This is a genomic window from Streptomyces xinghaiensis S187, from assembly GCF_000220705.2.
Lineage (GTDB): Bacteria > Actinomycetota > Actinomycetes > Streptomycetales > Streptomycetaceae > Streptomyces > Streptomyces xinghaiensis.
Genome location: NZ_CP023202.1, coordinates 4,349,441 through 4,366,138, shown reverse-complemented (window position 1 = coordinate 4,366,138; position 16,698 = coordinate 4,349,441). Strand labels below are relative to the sequence as shown.

General features: G+C 74.7%; 14 protein-coding genes. 8 read left to right on the top strand and 6 right to left on the bottom strand.

What is annotated here, in order from left to right; translation table 11 throughout:
* Positions 1-111: 111 nt before the first annotated feature.
* Positions 112-1,488 carry a type III PLP-dependent enzyme domain-containing protein gene (locus SXIN_RS18735; protein ID WP_095757248.1) on the top strand — a complete coding sequence of 459 codons (1,377 nt, stop codon included), beginning with the start codon at positions 112-114 and terminating at the stop codon, positions 1,486-1,488.
* Between the two features lie 327 nt (positions 1,489-1,815).
* Here SXIN_RS18735 and SXIN_RS18730 read toward each other — a convergent pair whose 3' ends face one another.
* From SXIN_RS18730 to SXIN_RS18720, 3 genes are all read right to left on the bottom strand, one after another.
* A complete protein-coding gene (locus tag SXIN_RS18730; RefSeq protein WP_238153803.1) occupies positions 1,816-2,448 on the bottom strand; it encodes a hypothetical protein in 633 nt (210 codons plus the stop codon).
* A gap of 169 nt (positions 2,449-2,617) precedes the next feature.
* On the bottom strand, positions 2,618-3,493 hold the full coding sequence (locus SXIN_RS18725; RefSeq protein ID WP_019711700.1) for a MurR/RpiR family transcriptional regulator: 876 nt from the start codon (positions 3,491-3,493) through the stop codon (positions 2,618-2,620).
* 136 nt (positions 3,494-3,629) lie between these two features.
* Positions 3,630-5,096, bottom strand: a complete 1,467-nt coding sequence (locus SXIN_RS18720) for an acyl-CoA synthetase (RefSeq protein ID WP_095758101.1) — start codon at positions 5,094-5,096, stop codon at positions 3,630-3,632.
* A 276-nt stretch (positions 5,097-5,372) separates the two neighbouring features.
* On the opposite strand from SXIN_RS18720, the gene SXIN_RS18715 reads away from it, so the two are divergent.
* Complete coding sequence (locus SXIN_RS18715) at positions 5,373-5,798, top strand: hypothetical protein (protein WP_039818613.1); 426 nt, start codon at positions 5,373-5,375, stop codon at positions 5,796-5,798.
* Between the two features lie 487 nt (positions 5,799-6,285).
* Here SXIN_RS18715 and SXIN_RS18710 read toward each other — a convergent pair whose 3' ends face one another.
* A complete protein-coding gene (locus SXIN_RS18710; protein ID WP_019711702.1) occupies positions 6,286-7,671 on the bottom strand; it encodes a cystathionine beta-synthase in 1,386 nt (461 codons plus the stop codon).
* A gap of 183 nt (positions 7,672-7,854) precedes the next feature.
* On the opposite strand from SXIN_RS18710, the gene SXIN_RS18705 reads away from it, so the two are divergent.
* The 3 genes from SXIN_RS18705 to SXIN_RS18695 all read left to right on the top strand — a co-directional run bounded on the left by SXIN_RS18705 (position 7,855) and on the right by SXIN_RS18695 (position 11,914).
* Positions 7,855-9,039, top strand: coding sequence for an SGNH/GDSL hydrolase family protein (locus SXIN_RS18705; RefSeq protein WP_095757247.1), 1,185 nt, complete (start codon positions 7,855-7,857; stop codon positions 9,037-9,039).
* 353 nt (positions 9,040-9,392) lie between these two features.
* Positions 9,393-10,613 (top strand): acetyl-CoA C-acetyltransferase, encoded by a 1,221-nt coding sequence (locus tag SXIN_RS18700; RefSeq protein WP_019711703.1) that lies wholly within the window; start codon positions 9,393-9,395, stop codon positions 10,611-10,613.
* 479 nt (positions 10,614-11,092) lie between these two features.
* On the top strand, positions 11,093-11,914 hold the full coding sequence (locus SXIN_RS18695) for a hypothetical protein (RefSeq protein ID WP_095757246.1): 822 nt from the start codon (positions 11,093-11,095) through the stop codon (positions 11,912-11,914).
* Positions 11,915-11,960: 46 nt separating this feature from the next.
* Here the strand turns inward: SXIN_RS18695 and SXIN_RS18690 are convergent, their stop codons facing one another.
* Entirely contained in the window at positions 11,961-12,344 is a 384-nt protein-coding gene (locus SXIN_RS18690) for a hypothetical protein (RefSeq protein ID WP_095758100.1), read from the bottom strand.
* Positions 12,345-12,441: 97 nt separating this feature from the next.
* On the opposite strand from SXIN_RS18690, the gene SXIN_RS18685 reads away from it, so the two are divergent.
* Complete coding sequence (locus SXIN_RS18685; RefSeq protein WP_019711705.1) at positions 12,442-12,672, top strand: DUF4287 domain-containing protein; 231 nt, start codon at positions 12,442-12,444, stop codon at positions 12,670-12,672.
* A gap of 175 nt (positions 12,673-12,847) precedes the next feature.
* On the opposite strand, the gene SXIN_RS18680 is transcribed toward SXIN_RS18685, so the two are convergent.
* Positions 12,848-13,687 carry a Bax inhibitor-1/YccA family protein gene (locus tag SXIN_RS18680; protein ID WP_019711706.1) on the bottom strand — a complete coding sequence of 280 codons (840 nt, stop codon included), beginning with the start codon at positions 13,685-13,687 and terminating at the stop codon, positions 12,848-12,850.
* Between the two features lie 443 nt (positions 13,688-14,130).
* On the opposite strand from SXIN_RS18680, the gene SXIN_RS18675 reads away from it, so the two are divergent.
* Both SXIN_RS18675 and SXIN_RS18670 read left to right on the top strand, forming a co-directional pair.
* Positions 14,131-15,360: a cation:proton antiporter domain-containing protein gene (locus SXIN_RS18675; RefSeq protein WP_019711708.1), complete on the top strand. Its 1,230-nt coding sequence runs from the start codon at positions 14,131-14,133 to the stop codon at positions 15,358-15,360.
* A 201-nt stretch (positions 15,361-15,561) separates the two neighbouring features.
* Complete coding sequence (locus SXIN_RS18670; protein WP_157916309.1) at positions 15,562-16,368, top strand: potassium channel family protein; 807 nt, start codon at positions 15,562-15,564, stop codon at positions 16,366-16,368.
* Positions 16,369-16,698 lie beyond the last annotated feature (330 nt).

Below are 16,698 nucleotides of genomic sequence, written 5' to 3'. Positions count from 1 at the left end.
GGCACAGGCCGGTGGCCGGACGCGCGCTCCCGCGCACGCCCCGGCGCGTCCCGCCACCGGGGCCCGGGCCGGTCCTGGGCACGGAGGCGTCGCGAGTGGTGGAGTGGTGCCATGACCTCCAGCGACACCACCGGGGCGGCGGGCGGGGAGCCGCACGACCCCGCGGAGACCGCCGCGCGCCGGGAGCAGGCCGTGCGCGCCGCCGTGCGGCAGGGGCTCGTCGGGCCCGCCGACCCCGTCATCGGGCTGCTGGACGTGGCCGGCATCCGGGCCTCCGCCGCCGGGCTGCGCGCCGCCTTCGAGGAGGTCACCGCGCCGGGCACCCCCGTGCTGCACGCCTTCGCGGTCAAGGCCGCCTCCCTGGTGCCCGTGCTGGCGCTGCTCGCCGACGAGGGCCTGGGCTGCGAGGTGGCGAGCCCCGGTGAGCTGGCGCTGGCCCGCGCCGCCGGTGTGCCGCCCTCCCGGATCGTCCTGGACTCGCCCGCCAAGTCGGTCACGGAGCTGCGCGAGGCCCTGGCGCTCGGGATCGCCGTCAACGCCGACAACGCGGAGGAACTGGCCCGCATCGACGACCTCGTCCACGCGGCCCCGGTCGCCTCACCGCTCGGGCTGCGGGTGAACCCGCAGGTCGGCGGCGGAACCATCGAGGCGCTGTCCACCGCCACGGAGACCTCCAAGTTCGGGGTTCCGCTCCGCGACGAGGGGGCGCGTGCCTGGCTCGTCCGCGCGTTCCTCGACCGGCCGTGGCTCACCCGGCTGCACGCCCACGTCGGTTCCCAGGGCATCCCGCCGGAGCTGATGGCCCGGGGCGTGCGGGAGACCTACGAGCTGGCGGAGGAGATCAACGACGCCGCCGGGCAGCGGCGGATCACCACCCTGGACATCGGCGGCGGCCTCTCCGTCAACTTCGCCTCGGACCGCGAGCACCCGACGCACCGGGAGTACGCGAGGACGCTGCGGCACGCCGTACCCGGCTTGTTCGACGGGCGGTACGGGCTGGTGACCGAGTTCGGCCGGTCCCTGCTCGCCAGGCACGGCACCGTCCTGGCCCGGGTGGAGTACGCCAAGACGGCGGGGAGCCGGCCGATCGCCGTCACCCACGCGGGCGCCCAGCTCGCCACCCGCACGGTCTTCGCCCCGGACTCCTGGCCCCTCCGGGTGGCGGCGTTCGACGCGGAGGGGCGGCCGAAGACCGGGCCGGTGGTCGAACAGGACATCGCGGGCCCGTGCTGCTTCGCAGGCGACCTGGTGGCGCGCGGGCGTCCGCTGCCGCGGCTGGAGAGCGGCGATCTGGCCGCGCTGCTCGACACCGGCGCGTACTACTTCTCCAACCACTTCGCGTACAACAGCCTGCCCCGGCCCGCCGTCCACGGCTTCGTCCGCACCTCCCGGGGCGTGCGCTTCGCCCTCGTACGGCCCGCGCAGACGCTCGACGAGATCGTGGCCGAGAGCGGCGGCGACCGGCCCGGCGCACTGAGGTCGCTCTGACGGATGCGAACGGCCGCCGGCCGGGTAGTCCCTCTCCCGGCACGCACACACACCGTCACCGCGCTGCTGCCGGCCGGCCCGCCGGCCGACCGGGCCGCCGACGTCCACATCCGCGCCGGCGTGCTGCTGCTGATCGGGGTCGCGCTGTGGGCCGTCAACAGGCCGGCGCTGCGGGCCCCGTTCGGAGTGACACCGGACGGCGGCGCAGGCGAACGCCCGTACGGACGGAACGTCCGTACGGGCGATACGAGAAGGGGGTGCCCCGGGCCCCGCTCCCGGCGGCCACAAGTTTCCCGGCCACCGCAGGCGGCCGACGGCGGACCGCCGTCAGACCGCCGCCGCGGTGCGCTTCCGGGTGCCGGCCGCCGGCGCCGGGCCCCCCGCGGCCGGGAGCGCCTTCCGCTTCCCGCCGCCCGGCGCGGCGTCGCCCGCGGCGATGCCCGTCGTCCGGTAGCCCCGGGTGTCCTTGCCCGCAGGGCCGCGCCGGGCCCACTCCGGACGGACCCACAGCAGCGCCTCGTGCTTCCGCTCCCAGCGGCCGAGCCACACGGCCTTGGCCCACAGTCCGGCACCGGCCCCGGCGAGCAGCATCCCGCCCGCCGCCGGCGCCGCGAAGGAGGACCCGAGGGCCGCGGCGGCCGCCGCCCACAGCCACCAGCGGTGCCCGCGCCGCCAGACCCGGGCGGTCACCGCGCGGTCCTGCAGGAAGTCCCGCCGCCCGGCCCGGGCGGCGCCGTCCGCCAGCTCCCGGTACCGTCCGCGCCGCGCGGCGAACGCGGCCACCGCCGCGAACAGCAGCAGCGCGGCCCCCGCGAGCAGCCCGGTCCGCCGTCCCAGCAGGCTCACGGGAACGGCGGCGCCCAGCGCCGCGGTCACCAGTCCGGTCCACCCCATCCACACCGCGGGCACACGCACCATCACCGCCACGCGTGCCAGCGTCGTCGCCGCCTCGCGCCCCACAGCGGGCCTCCTTGTCGCTCGATGTCACCTCGAATGCGGTCTCGGTAGGGGCGCATTGTAGTGAGGACATATGAGAAACGGATAAGGAAAGCCGCGTCCTCTCCGGCCCTCGGCGCTCCGTCCCGCGGTTGCGGACGAGCACCCGGCGCGTGCCCGCCGGACAGAACAGCTAGTCGACGAAGAGCCCGCGCGCGGTGGCCCGGGCGTCGAACTCCTCCAGCCGGGCCTGCGCGTCCGGCAGCCCGTCGCACATCGCCTCCAGCAGCACGCGGCCGAGCATCATCGGCGCGCAGGCGGTGTCGAACGCCAGCCCGGTGCCGACGGCCGCGGGCAGCAGCAGGTCCGAGTGGCGGGCGACGGGCGCGAAGGCGCTGTCGGCGACGGTCACGACGGTCAGCCCGGCCGAGCGCGCGTGGTCGAGCGCCTCGGTCACCTCGCGCGGATGGCGCGGCAGCGCGAAGCAGAGCAACGCGCTCGCGCCCGCGCGCCGGGCCGCGTCGACGCGGTCGGCGAGCATCGTGCCGCCCTCGTCGAACAGCCGGACGTCCGGGTGCACCTTGGCCGCGAAGTAGGCGAATCCGCGCGCCTGCGCGGAGGCCGCGCGCAGTCCGAGCACCGGCAGCGGGCACGACGCGGCCAGCAGCCGCCCCGCGTGCTCCACCGGCTTCGGGTCGGCGAGCAGCGACGCCAGATGGCGCAGATTCTCCATCTCCGCGTACACGGCCTGCTGGTAGGCGTTGTACGCGCCCGAGGCGGGACCGCGCTCGGCGGCCGGTACGTCCCGCAAGTGCCGGCGCAGCGCCGGATAGCCGTCGAAGCCCAGGGCGACCGCGAAGCGGGTCACGGACGGCTGGCTCACCCCGGCGAGCTCGGCCAGCTCCACGCTGGACAGGAACGGCGCGTCGGCCGCCCGCCGCACCATGCAGTGCGCGATCCGGCGCTGCGTGGGCGTCAGCCGGTGTCCTTCGAACAGCTTCTGCAGCCGGGCCGCGGCGCCGGCCGCGTTCCCGCCGCCGGCCGTCCTCCCCGTGCCGGTCCCGGACATCGGGCCTCCCGTCGTCGGGCCCGCGCCTCGGCGTGAGCCATTCACCCGTCACGAATCTGCATGAGTCTATGCAGAGCTCCGGCCGCCCTGCCCGGCCTGCCCGGCCCGCCGTCCGGCGTCCCCGCCCCGCCGTCCCTCAGAGCGGCGGGAGCAGCCGCTTCTGCGGCTTGCCCATGGCGTTGCGCGGCAGCGCGTCCAGGAAGCGGACCGCGCGGGGGCGCTTGTGGACGGAGAGATGGCCGGCCACGAAGTCGGTGAGCTCCCGCTCGGTGACCGGGCCCTCGGCCACGACATAGGCGACGACCTGCTGCCCGAGATCCGGGTGCGGCGCCCCGACGACGGCCGCCTCCCGCACCGCGGGGTGGTCCAGCAGGGCGCTCTCCACCTCCCCGGCACCGATCCGGTACCCCCCGGACTTGATGAGGTCGGTGGAGGCCCGGCCGACGATGCGGTGGTGGCCGTCCTCGCCGATGGCGGCGATGTCACCGGTGCGGAACCAGCCGTCGGCGGTGTACGAGGCGACGGTCGCCTCCGGGCGGTTCAGATAGCCGGAGAACAGCGTCGGCCCGGTCAGCTGCAGTTCGCCGATCTCCGCCCCGGGCTCCGCGGCCAGCCGGGTGCGCACGCCCGGCAGCGGCAGCCCGACCGAACCGGGGCGCCGTTCGCCGTCGGCCCGGGTGGACACGGTGATCAGCGTCTCCGTCATACCGTAGCGCTCCACCGGCCGCTGCCCGGTGAGCCGTTCGAGGTCGCGGAAGACCGGGGTGGGCAGGGGTGCGCTGCCCGACACCAGGAGCCGGGCGCCGCTCAGCGCGCGGGCCGCGTCCGGGTCGGCGGCGATCCGGGACCAGACGGTGGGCACCCCGAAGTACAGGCTGCCGCCGGCCGCCGCGTACGCCGCCGGAAGCGGCCGTCCCGTGTGCACCAGCCGGCAGCCGGTGCGCAGCGCCCCCAGCACGCCGAGCACCAGGCCGTGCACGTGGAACAGCGGCAGCCCGTGCACCAGGGTGTCGTCCGCCGTCCACCGCCAGGCCTCGGCGAGCCCGTCCAGACCGGCCGCCATGGCGCGGCGCGGGATGAGCGCGCCCTTGGGGGCGCCGGTGGTGCCGGAGGTGTAGAGGATCATCCCGGTGGTGTCCGCGCCGGGTTCCGGGGCGTTCCAGTCCGAGCGCTCGGCGAGACCGACCGGCAGGAACGGCACGGACGGCGGGTCTCCCGCCGCCGGCCCGGACGGCCCGCTGCCCGCTCCGGCGCCCCGCTCCGAGTCCTGCGGCCCGCCGTACGCCGCCGCGCCCGCGGCCTCTTCCGTCCCCTGCCGCCCGAGCATCAGTTCGGCGCCCGAGTCCCGCAGGATGTGCCCGCGTTCGGCGGGGCCGGCGTCCGGCGGCACGGGGACCACGGGCACCCCGGCCAGCAGCCCGCCGGCCACCGCGGCGACCGTCTCCAGGGACGCGTCCGCGTGCACGGCGACGGCCCGGGCCCCGGCGATCCGCGCGGCCACCGCGCCCGCCGCGGCCAGCAGCCGCTCCCGCGAGCAGGACCGTCCGGCGACGGCCAGCGCGTCCGGACCGTCCCCGCCGGACGGGCCGCCGGACGGCGACAGGGCGGGCAGCAGCGGACCGGCGGCGGGACCGGGCCCGGCACCTGCCTCCGGTGCGCTCGGGACGGAAACCGCGGGGCGGTCGGCGGCGGGTTCGGGCACGGGAGGGTTCCTTTCCGCGGGACGGCGGCGGGCCGGGCATCGCCGGCCGACGACGGCAGCGACGGCGGCGGTGACGACGGCCACCGCTCCCCAGCATGGTGCCCGGTGGTGGCACCGCCCCGGATTGGGGGGTTGTCCCCACTGTGCCGGGGGCCCGTCGTCTCTAGCGTGGTCATCATGGAAGCCCGTGACCCTGAGCTCAAGAAGGATCTCAACGCCACCCTGCACGCGCGCGGGGAACTGGGACCGGAGTACGAGTCGGAGCTCGTCGACTCGTTTCTGGAGAAGCTGGACGGCGCCGTCGACCGCCGGGTGCGGCGGCAGCTCGCCGAGAGCCAGATGGTCGTCGCCCGCGGCTCCCGTCCGCCGGGGGCCCGCGAGGGCTGCGGTGACAGCTTCGGCGACCGGTACGGCTTCGGCATCATCTCGCTGGTGCTGGCCGTGCCGCTGTCGGCGATCGGCGCCGGGGTGGCGGGGCTGCCCGGCCTGATCGTCTCCTGGATCGGCATCGTCGGCGTGAACGCCGTCCACGGCAGCGGCCGTGCGCCCTGGTCCCGCTCCCAGCGCGGCGAGAAGCCCCGGCAGACCTCCGAGTGGGACTGACGGCCGGACCGGTCACCGCTCCGCGGCCGGACCACCGCACCGGCGAGGCGGCCCGGCACGCCCCGCCCCTTGGGGAATGAGGAGCGGGGCGCGGGCCACGAGCGCGGGACGGAACCCTCGGCCGGTGCGGGCCCCGGAACCGTCCGCGGCCGCCCGGCGCCGCGGCGGGGCCGGGCGGCCGGGTGCGCGGGGCGCGGAGAGCGATGGGCGGGGACCGCCGCACCCCGGCGCGAGCGCCAGGGGCGGGACGACGGCGGTCCCCGCGCGGGACGCGACCGAAGCCTGACCGGGAGGCCGCGTCCGGGCGACCATGGAGGTCCGGGAGCCGCTCCGGATGTCCTGGCGCCGTTCGGGTGCCGGCTCGTTCACCTGTGCGGTGTCCCTGCCGACATGCACCACTGTGCCCCGCGACTGTTAAGGCCGTGATGCGGGTGCGTGTCGTCCGCGTACCTTCTGCCGGAACACCCGAACTTCCCTACGACGAGGGCTACTTGGCGGTCTTCGCCAGATACGCCAGCAGGTCCTGGCGGCTGACGACACCGGTCGGCTTGCCGTCCACCAGCACCACCGCCGCGTCGGCGCTCTCCAGCACCGCCATCAGATCCGCCACCGGCTCGCCCGACCCGACCTGGGGCAGCGGCGCGCTCATGTGCTTCTCCAGCGGGTCCTTCAGATCGGCGCTCCGCGTGAACAGCGCGTCGAGCAGGTCCCGTTCGACGACGGAGCCGATGACCTCGGCCGCCATCACGTCCGGGTGGCCGGCGCCCGGCTTCACGATCGGCATCTGCGAGACGCCGTACTCGCGCAGCACGTCGATGGCCTCGCCGACCGTCTCCTCCGGGTGCATGTGCACCAGCGAGGGCAGCCCGCCGTCCTTGTCGCGCAGGACGTCGCCGACGCGCGCGGCGCCGCCGCCCTCCTCCAGGAAGCCGTAGTCGGCCATCCACTCGTCGTTGAAGATCTTGCTGAGGTAGCCGCGGCCGCTGTCCGGCAGCAGGACGACGACCACGTCGTCCGGCCCGAGCCGCTCGGCCACCTTCAGCGCCCCCACCACGGCCATCCCGCAGGAACCGCCGACCAGCAGGCCCTCCTCGCGGGCGAGCCGCCGGGTCATCCGGAAGGAGTCCTTGTCCGAGACGGCGACGATCTCGTCGGCCACCCCGCGGTCGTAGGCGTCCGGCCAGAAGTCCTCGCCCACGCCCTCGACGAGATACGGCCGGCCGGAGCCGCCGGAGTAGACCGAGCCCTCCGGGTCCGCGCCGATGACCTTGACCTTCCCGCCGGAGACCTCCTTCAGATAGCGGCCGGTGCCGCTGATGGTCCCGCCGGTGCCGACGCCCGCGACGAAGTGGGTGATCCTCCCCTCCGTCTGCTCCCAGAGCTCCGGGCCGGTCGAGTGGTAGTGCGAGAGCGGGTTGTGGGGGTTGCTGTACTGGTCGGGCTTCCAGGCGCCCGGGATCTCACGGACGAGCCGGTCGGAGACGTTGTAGTACGAGTCCGGGTGCGCGGGGTCCACGGCGGTGGGGCAGACCACGACCTCGGCGCCGTACGCCCGCAGCACGTTGATCTTGTCGGTGGAGACCTTGTCCGGGCAGACGAAGACGCACTTGTAGCCCTTCTGCTGGGCCACGATGGCCAGCCCCACCCCGGTGTTGCCGGAGGTCGGCTCGACGATCGTGCCGCCGGGGCGGAGCTCGCCGGACTCCTCGGCCGCCTCGATCATCCGCAGGGCGATCCGGTCCTTCACCGACCCGCCGGGATTGAAGTACTCGACCTTGGCCAGGACCGTCGCCGACAGCCCTTCCGTCACGTGGTTGAGCTTCACCAGCGGGGTGTTGCCGACAAGCTCGATCATCGAATCGTGATACTGCACGACGTCTCCAGGTTCGGCGGGGTCTCCGCAATAGGGGGCGGTCGCTGTTCGGGTGCCCGTCCCACCAGCCTATTGCGCGCTCCGGGTGGTGTGCCCGCCGTGCGCGGGCGTTGCGAAGGGGGCGCGGCGGGGCAAGGAACCGGTAGGCGTGCCAGCGGCTGGCGGCCGGGAAGCGGGGCGGAGATGTCGGTGTCCAGGGCGAGGGTGGCGCGGCGCATCGCCGCCGCGGCGGCCTACGGCGGTGGTGGCGCGGGGCTCCTGGGCGGCGCCGCCGTCGGGCTGCTGCTGGCGGAGATGCGGTGGGCGCGGCGCCTGGTGGGCGTCCCGGACGGTGAGCCGCCGCGGGCGGACGGCTGTTACGGAGCCTCGTTCGCCCTGCTGTCGGACCGGGAACCGCTGCGGCTGGGCTTCCTCGGCGACTCCACGGCGGCCGGGCAGGGCGTGCACCGGGCGCGCGAGACGCCGGGCGCGCTGCTCGCGTCGGGGCTGGCGGCGGTGGCCGAGCGGCCGGTGCTGCTGCGCAACGTGGCGCTGTCGGGGGCGATGTCCGGGGATCTGGACCGCCAGGTGTCGCTGCTGCTGGCGGACCGGACGCAGGTCCCCCACACCTGCGTGATCATGATCGGTGCGAACGACGTCACCAACCGGGTGCCGGCCGCCCAGTCCGTACGGCTGCTCTCGGACGCCGTGCGCAGGCTGCGGGAGGCAGGCTGCCAGGTGGTGGTGGGCACCTGCCCGGACCTGGGCACGATCGAACCCGTGTACCAGCCGCTGCGCTGGGTGGCGCGCCGGCTCAGCAGGCAGCTGGCGGCGGCGCAGACGATCGGCGTGGTCGAGCAGGGCGGCCGCACGGTATCCCTCGGCTCCCTGCTGGGCCCGGAGTTCGAGGCCAACCCGCGCGAGCTGTTCGGACCGGACAACTACCACCCCTCGGCGGAGGGGTACGCCACGGCCGCGATGGCCGTGCTGCCGACCCTGTGCGCGGCCCTGGGGCTGTGGCCGGAGGAGCGGCTGGACGTCTCGCGGGCCGAGGGCATCCTGCCGGTCGCCCAGGCGGCGGCGCGGGCGGCTTCCGAGGGCGGTACGGAGGTGGCCGCGGCCGGGGGCACGGCGGCGGGCGCGGGGCCGGCGCGCGGCCCGTGGGCGCTGCTCAAGCACCGGAGGCGGCGCCAGCTCCCCAAGGACGACGCCCCGGCGGCGGACGGTGGACGGCAGCCCGGCCGGGAGCCGGAGGGAGAGCCGGAGCGGGAACCGGAACACGGGACGGAGCGCACGCCGGAGCGCGGGCCCGGGCGGGCGCCGGACCGGAAGCCGGGGCGCGGGCCGGAGCGGTCGTCCGGCCGGGCGACCGGACGGGTGGCCGGCTGACCGCCGCCCGGCGGTCGCCGGGTCGCTCGTCCGGGCGATGCCGGGAGCGGCGGCCGGCCGCCCGGCGGGGCGGACGAGCGCCCCGCGCGCCCGGTGCGCGGACCGAGCCGACGGGGTCCCGGGGAGCCGCGGGGCCGGAGGAAGCCCGCCCCGAACGGGCCGTCTGTGCCCCCGTACCAAGGGCTCGCGGGCCGGGCGGTGCAGCCGCACAAGCGCTGGTCCGGGCCTTCCGAAAGAGCTGAGCAAGCGCTTAGAAAAGAGGCCGGTGTCACACACCTCAGACCGTGACCCGGGCTGTACGTGGAGGTAACTTCCCACTCAGTCCTGCCTTCTCGCCCCCTCTTGGAGCCGTGATGCCCGAAGCCGTGATCGTCTCAGCCGCCCGCTCCCCGATCGGCCGGGCCTTCAAGGGCTCGCTCAAGGACGTCCGCCCGGACGACCTGACCGCCACGATCATTCAGGCCGCGCTCGCCAAGGTCCCGGAGCTCGACCCGCACGACATCGACGACCTGATGCTCGGCTGCGGCCTCCCCGGCGGCGAGCAGGGCCACAACCTGGGCCGGATCGTCGCCGTGCAGATGGGCATGGACCACCTGCCGGGCTGCACCGTCACCCGCTACTGCTCCTCCTCCCTCCAGACCTCCCGGATGGCCCTGCACGCCATCAAGGCCGGCGAGGGCGACGTCTTCATCTCGGCGGGCGTCGAGACGGTCTCGCGCCAGGTCAACGGCACCTCGGACGGGATGCCCGGCACCCAGAACCCGCTGTTCGACGAGGCGCAGGCCCGCACCGCCGCGCGCGCCGAGCAGGAGGGCACCGACTGGCACGACCCGCGCGAGGAGGGCCTGATCCCCGACGCGTACATCTCGATGGGCCAGACCGCCGAGAACCTGGCGCGCCTCAAGGGCGTCACCCGCCGGGAGATGGACGAGTTCGGCGTGCGCTCGCAGAACCTCGCCGAGGAGGCCATCAAGAACGGCTTCTGGGAGCGGGAGATCACTCCGGTCACCACCCCGGACGGCACCGTCGTGGCCAAGGACGACGGCCCCCGCGCGGGCGTCACCCTGGAGGGCGTCTCGGGCCTCAAGCCCGTCTTCCGCCCCGACGGACTGGTGACGGCCGGCAACTGCTGCCCGCTGAACGACGGCGCCGCCGCCCTGGTGATCATGTCCGACACCAAGGCGCGCGAGCTGGGCCTGACGCCGCTCGCCCGGATCGTCTCCACCGGCGTCTCGGGCCTGTCTCCGGAGATCATGGGCTACGGGCCGGTCGAGGCCAGCAAGCAGGCGCTGAGCCGGGCCGGGCTCTCCATCGGCGACATCGACCTCGTCGAGATCAACGAGGCGTTCGCCGCGCAGGTCATCCCCTCCTACCAGGACCTGGGCATCGACCTGGACCGGCTCAACGTCAACGGCGGCGCCATCGCCGTCGGCCACCCGTTCGGCATGACGGGCGCCCGGATCACCGGCACGCTCATCAACTCCCTGCAGTGGCACGACAAGCAGTTCGGCCTGGAGACGATGTGCGTCGGCGGCGGCCAGGGCATGGCGATGGTCATCGAGCGCCTGAGCTGAGCCGTACGGGCCGGCGACCGGCCGGACCGGACCGGACTGCACGAGGACGGGGCCGCACCACGGGAGACCGCGGTGCGGCCCCGTCCGTCGCGGCGGGCGGACCCGGCGGCCCGGCGGCTCCGGAACGGGGAAGCGGAAGGCGGAGCACGGACCGCCGGGAGGCAGCGGCGCACACCGGGAAACGGAAGGCACGCCCCCGCCTTGGCGGCGGACTCCGCGGCCCCGCACCGGCCGAAACGGAAGCCGGTCACGGACGGTGCGGCCGCGGCCACCCGGCTGACCCCGTCGTGACCTAATCTCCCCCAGGATGTGATCTACCTCCCCGGAGAGGCCGTTACCGCAGCTCAGGCGGTTGAAGCAGAAACGTATCGGCAACGCCGGCCGTCCGTTTGGTGAGGTTCCGCACTGACATCCGCGCGGAGCCACCATCAAGCTGAGGTAGGAATTCTTGGGGAGCCGTCGATTCCGGGAGAACGTCAGTGAGCGCCATGTCCATCGCCCTGCTGCTGGCCGCGTCCGCCGCCACGGCCGCGGGAGCCGCGGCCCTGCACGCCGCTCACGGGGTGCGCCGGCAGATCACGGCCCTGCGGGCCGAACTGGCCGCCACCGACCGCACCGCCGCGCGGCTGCCCTCCCCCCGCCCCACGCCCGCCGAGGAGATACGGACGGCCGTCACCCAGGCCCTCGCCGAGGAGCGGGAGCGCGAACTCGCCGAGGCCCGCGCCTTCTGGGCCGCCCAGGAGGCCCGTGACGCCGCCGACGCCACCCTGCTCAGCGGCCTCGCCGGATACGGCGAGGACGGCCCGGGCCTCCTCCCCCGCCAGCCCGACCCGACCGGCCTGGAGTCCTTCCTCGCCGCGGACTCCCTGAGCGCCCTCGACGCCGGCGAGGAGGACGACGCGGACGTGGAGATCGAGGAGCCGGCCGAGTCCCCGGAGCTGGCCGCCGCCCGCAGGCGCCACCCCTCCCACCCGGACTTCACCCCCCACACCTCGGCCACGGCCCACCACGAACGCACCATCGCGCTCCTCGCGGAACTGGCCGAGGACGGCATACCCCTGGTGGACGTCCGCCCCGGCCCGCTCGGCACGCTCGACGTCTACGTCTTCGCCGACGGCACGACGGTCTGCATGACCCCGGGCCACCGCGAGACCGCGGAGCACCTGGTGGCGGCCCTGGAGGAGGGCACCGTCCCGTTCCTCCTCGGCGGCTCGGGCGTCTCCGGCGCGTACGCCCTGACGTTCGCCTGCGGCCAGGAGAGCATCTACGTCCTCGCGGACCGGGTCATCGCCTCGCTCTGACGGCGCACCCCCCGGGAGGGGCGGACCGGCCCCGGAGGCCCGGGGCTCAGCAGCCGCAGCGCCGCGCCGCCGCCCCGACGAGCGCCACCGCCTCGGCCAGCTCCGCCGCGACCGCTTCCGCGCCCCCGCCGCCGTCCGTACCGACGCCCTCCGTACCGCGGTCGCCCGTACCGCCGCCCGCACCGCGCAGGGCCGCCGCCAGGTCGTGTCCCGCGACGGCGACCTGATCGGCCACCGTGAACAGCCCCGCCTCCGGCATCACCAGCGGCTCCCGGCCGGGGAACTCGATCCGCTGGGCGCGCACCGCCAACGCGCGGGCCAGCTCCAGCCCTTGCTCCGCCGCGCCGCGGCGCAGCCGGCTCCGGGGCGCGGCGCGCAGGCGGTCGGCGAGCCGGTCGACGGCGGTCTCCAGGGGCGTTACATCCAGCACGCCGGAAGCGTATGGGGCCTTCCGGACCATTGCCAAGGGACGAACGCTCAGGCACGGTGACGTGAAGGACCAGCATTGGAACCGCCCGGAGGCGCCGATGTCCCAAGTCTTCTCGGAAGAGACTCACCGGAACCTGCTCTCCCGCATCCCCCATTGCACCGGCCGCGATATCGCCGACTGGCTGCGCACCGTCGACGAAGGTCCCGCGCTCTTCCGCTTCGAGGAAAAGGTCAGCTGGCTGCGGGGCGAACACAATCTCGCCTACGGCCATGCCAAAGCGATCATTCACGAACACGACCTGAGGCGAGCCGCGCGCAAGCTTCTCTGAGGGAGGTCCATCCCCGTAAGTCCGCCCCCGTCCGGCGCGCCGGGCGCGGCGACAGGAAACGCGGCGGCGCGAGAACGCGAAAGGGGTCCGGAGGCTTTCCGCCTCCGGACCCCTCGTCGTGTCACGTGTCACTCGCGCCGCTCGGGGACGGTTCGCACCGCCCGCCGCGGGAACGTCAGTCTCCGCGCAGGATCGCGATCAGCCGCAGCATCTCCAGGTAGATCCACACCAGGGTCAGCGTGAGGCCGAACGCGGCCAGCCAGGACTCCTCGCGCGGAGCGCCGTAGGCCAGGCCGTCCTCGACCTGCTTGAAGTCGAGGGCGAGGAAGGCGGCGCCGAGAACGATGCCGACGATGCCGAAGACGATGCCCAGGCCGCCGCTGCGGAAGCCGAGGCCGTCACCGCCGCCGAAGGCCATGAACAGCAGGTTCACCGCGGTCAGCAGCACGAAGCCGATCGCGGCCGCCATCACGAAGCGGTAGAACCGCTGCGTGACCCGGATGATCCGCGTCTTGTAGGCGATGAGCACACCGGCGAAGACCGCCATCGTGCCGAGCACTGCCTGCATCGGCGCGCCGTCGAAGCGCTCGTTGATGAAGCCGCTGAGCGCCCCGAGGAAGAGGCCTTCGAAGGCGGCGTACGCCAGGATCAGGGGCGGGGAGGGCTTGCGCTTGAACGCCTGGACCAGCCCGAGGACCATCGCGATCAGCGCGGCGCCGATGGCCAGGCCGAGCGGCATCTCCATGAGCCAGGCGATGGCGGCACCGACGACGACGGTGCCGAGCGTCATACCGGTCCGCATGACGACGTCGTCCATCGTCATCCGGTCGGCCTGCGGCGGCGCGCCGTGCATCTGCTGCGGCTGGGCCTGCTGTGCGTACGGGTTCGTGCCCGCGTACGGGTTGCCCGTCTGGACAGCGGCGGGGCCCCCGGCCTGCGGCGCCGCGTTGAAGCCCGCGTAACCGTTGTCGCGGCTGAATCCCCGTCGCGAGAAGACCGGGTTGCTGCTCCTCATCTCACTCCTCCGTGGCCGCCCTGCGCGACCTTGCCTCAAGAGTAATGGCTTAGCAAAAAAATCACCCTAGTGCTCAGGGAGGATCTTTGCAGGCGACACCGTCAACGATGTCGCCCGGATACACATTCCCGCGATGACGCCCGGCGGCACACCGGGGACGCGAAGGTTTTTCCCCGTCAGGTTCCCGGACTCCGCCGGAAGCGGCCGGACGGACGGCCTCACGCCTTTCCGGCGCCGTCCCGGAACACCCGGGTGGCCGAGGGCGGCACGCGCCGGGGCGTGGTGGCCGCTCCCGCCGGGTACGCCTGGCTCCCGGCGGTGACGCGCCACCCGGGCCCGGCCCCGTCCGGCCGGTTCCGGCCCCGTCATCACGGTGCCCGCATCACGGTGCCCGCCGGATGAACCACCGGGGAACATACCGAGACCAGGAGCGGGGAAGCCGGATGCACGTGCTGGACCTTCTGCTGACGATCACCGGCGCCCTGGCCCTGGCGGTGGCCGCCGGCTCCGCTCTCATCCACCGCCTCCCACTGAGCGGACCGCTGCTCGCCCTGCTGACCGGAATCCTCTTCGGCCCGGAAGTGCTGGGAGTCGTCGACCTGCCCACCGTGGTGGAGGGTCACAAGGAGCTGCACGAGTTCTCCCGCCTGCTGCTGGCGCTGTCGGTGATGGCCGTGGCCCTGCGCTATCCGTTCCGCGCGGCCCGGTCGCGGGTCCGGCCGGTTGCCGTGCTCCTCGTCGTGGCGATGGCCGGGATGGCGCTGCTCACCACGGCGGTGTCGGCCGCCGCCCTCGGCGTCGGCCTGGGCACGGCGCTGCTGCTGGGTGCGGCGCTGTGCCCGACCGACCCGGTCCTGGCCTCCAGCGTGGTCACCGGAGAGCCGGCCGAGAAGGGCGTCACCGAGCGGACCCGGCAGCTGCTCTCCCTCGAGTCCGGTTCCAACGACGGCCTGGCGCTGCCCCTGGTGCTGGCCGCGGTGGCGATCGCCGGGCCCCTCTCGGGCACGGACGCGCTCCTGGAGTCCCTGTGGCAGGTTCTCGGCGCGGTCGTCCTCGGAGCGGCGGCCGGCCTGCTCGCCGGCGGAGCGCTGCGCTGGGCGGAGCGCGAGGGCGCCGTGGGCTCCGGTCCGCTGCTCCTCTACACCCTGCTGCTGGCCCTGGTCCTGCTCGGCGCGTCCGGGCTGCTCCGGCTCGACGGCATCCTCACCGTGTTCACCGGCGGCCTGGCCTTCAACGCGACGAGTTCCGCGCGCGACCGCACCGAGGACGACAAGGTGGACGAGTCGGTCAACCGCCTGCTGGTCCTGCCGCTGTTCACGGTGCTGGGTGCCATGATCCCCTGGCGCGAGTGGGGGGAGCTGGGCTGGTGGCGCGCCGTCCTGCTGGTCCTCGGTGTGCTGCTGCTGCGCCGGCTGCCGGTCCTGCTGGCCCTGAAGCGACCGCTCCGGCTCACCTGGCGTGACGCCGTCTTCCTGGGCTGGTTCGGGCCCATCGGCGTCTCGGCGCTGTTCTACCTGACCCTGGAGGCCCACCGGCTCGGCGCCGACCCGGTCGTCCTGGCCGCCGGCACTCTGGTCGTGGCCGCCAGCACCGTGGCGCACGGCGTGACCACCGCCCCGGGCCTGGCGCTCTACCGCAAGGCCGCCCGCCGCGGACCGGGGGCCGCGGAGTGAACCCGCTGCTGCTTCTCGGCGGCTGTGCTCTGGCCGCGCTGGCGCTCGCCGACGCCCTGGTGACGTCGCTGTCCATGGCCACGGGCACCGGGCCGGTCAGCGGCCGGGTGGCCGCGGGAGTGTGGCGGGTGCTGCTGGCCCTGCACACCAGGGCTCCCCGTGGCGGCAGGCTGCTGGAGCTGACCGGCACGGGTGACGCTCGTGGCCACCTTCCTCAGCTGGACCGTGCTGCTGTGGACGGGGTGGTGGCTGGTCTTCACCGCCGAGGACAGCGCTGTGGTCGCCTCGCGCACCGCCGAGCCCGCCGACGCCTGGACCCGGGTGTACTACACGGGCTACACCGTGTTCACCCTGGGCACCGGCGACTATGTGCCGGGCAGCCCCTGGGCGCAGGGGGCCACCACCGTCGCCACCCTCTCGGGACTCTTCCTGGTGACCCTGTCCATCACGTATCTGGTCCAGGTGGTCGAGGCCGTCGTCCACAAGCGCGTGCTCGCCGAACAGATTCACGCCCTTGGCCGGGATGCCGCCCGCATCGTCGCCGGAGGGTGGACGGGTACGGCCTTCAGCTCCATGTTCAACCAGCACCTGGTCTCCCTGACCGCTCCCCTGCTGCGCATGGGCGAGCAGCATCTGGCCTACCCGGTCGTCCACTACTTCCACTCGGCCTCGCGCTCCAAGGCCCCCTCCCGTGCCATCGCGGCCCTCGACGACGCCTTGCTGCTGCTGCACGCCGGAGCGGCGCCCTCCGCCCGTCCCGACCCCTCGGCGACCGGCCCCCTGCTGGCGGCTCTGGACCAGGTGCTGGACACCCTGCGGGGCCAGTTCTTCACCCGGGCCGAACGGGAGCTTCCCGCCCCTCCCCTGTCGGTCCTCCACCGTGCGGGCATTCCCGCCGTCGAGGAGGAGAAGTACGCGGAGCGGGTCCGGGAGCACGCCGGGCGGCGGCGCACCATCCAGGGTTTTCTGCACAGCGACGGATGGCGCGACGATCCCGCGGCCTCCTGAGGACCGCGAGCGCGGGGAGGATGTGCTCGCTCCGGGGACGGAAGTGCCCGGCGGCGTTCCCGCCGCGTCCCCCGGCAGCGGTCCCCGAGGGCCGGTTCTCCGCCGCTCTCCCCCCGCGGGCCGGGGGACGGGGGGTGCCCGGAGCCGGACTTGAACCGCAACCGGCACCCCATCTGACCTGCGTCGACGCCCCAGCCTGCGGGAACCATCCCCGTACTGGCCCGCACTGGCCCGGTCCTTCCCGAACCGGCCCGGGGGTGTGCGCCCGTGGGCGCACCATGGGCGCGCGGTCCACCAATAGGCGAGGGCCCGACGCTCCAGCATCGGGCC

Bases quoted from the DNA above. Each gene is read 5' to 3' on its own strand.
- SXIN_RS18715 (WP_039818613.1), top strand. From the start codon at position 5,373: ATGGAAGCCCGTGACCCTGAGCTCAAGAAGGATCTCAACGCCACCCTG.
- SXIN_RS18675 (WP_019711708.1), top strand. From the start codon at position 14,131: ATGCACGTGCTGGACCTTCTGCTGACGATCACCGGCGCCCTGGCCCTG.
- SXIN_RS18705 (WP_095757247.1), top strand. From the start codon at position 7,855: ATGTCGGTGTCCAGGGCGAGGGTGGCGCGGCGCATCGCCGCCGCGGCG.
- SXIN_RS18700 (WP_019711703.1), top strand. From the start codon at position 9,393: ATGCCCGAAGCCGTGATCGTCTCAGCCGCCCGCTCCCCGATCGGCCGG.
- SXIN_RS18735 (WP_095757248.1), top strand. From the start codon at position 112: ATGACCTCCAGCGACACCACCGGGGCGGCGGGCGGGGAGCCGCACGAC.
- SXIN_RS18685 (WP_019711705.1), top strand. From the start codon at position 12,442: ATGTCCCAAGTCTTCTCGGAAGAGACTCACCGGAACCTGCTCTCCCGC.
- SXIN_RS18725 (WP_019711700.1), bottom strand. From the start codon at position 3,493: ATGTCCGGGACCGGCACGGGGAGGACGGCCGGCGGCGGGAACGCGGCC.
- SXIN_RS18680 (WP_019711706.1), bottom strand. From the start codon at position 13,687: ATGAGGAGCAGCAACCCGGTCTTCTCGCGACGGGGATTCAGCCGCGAC.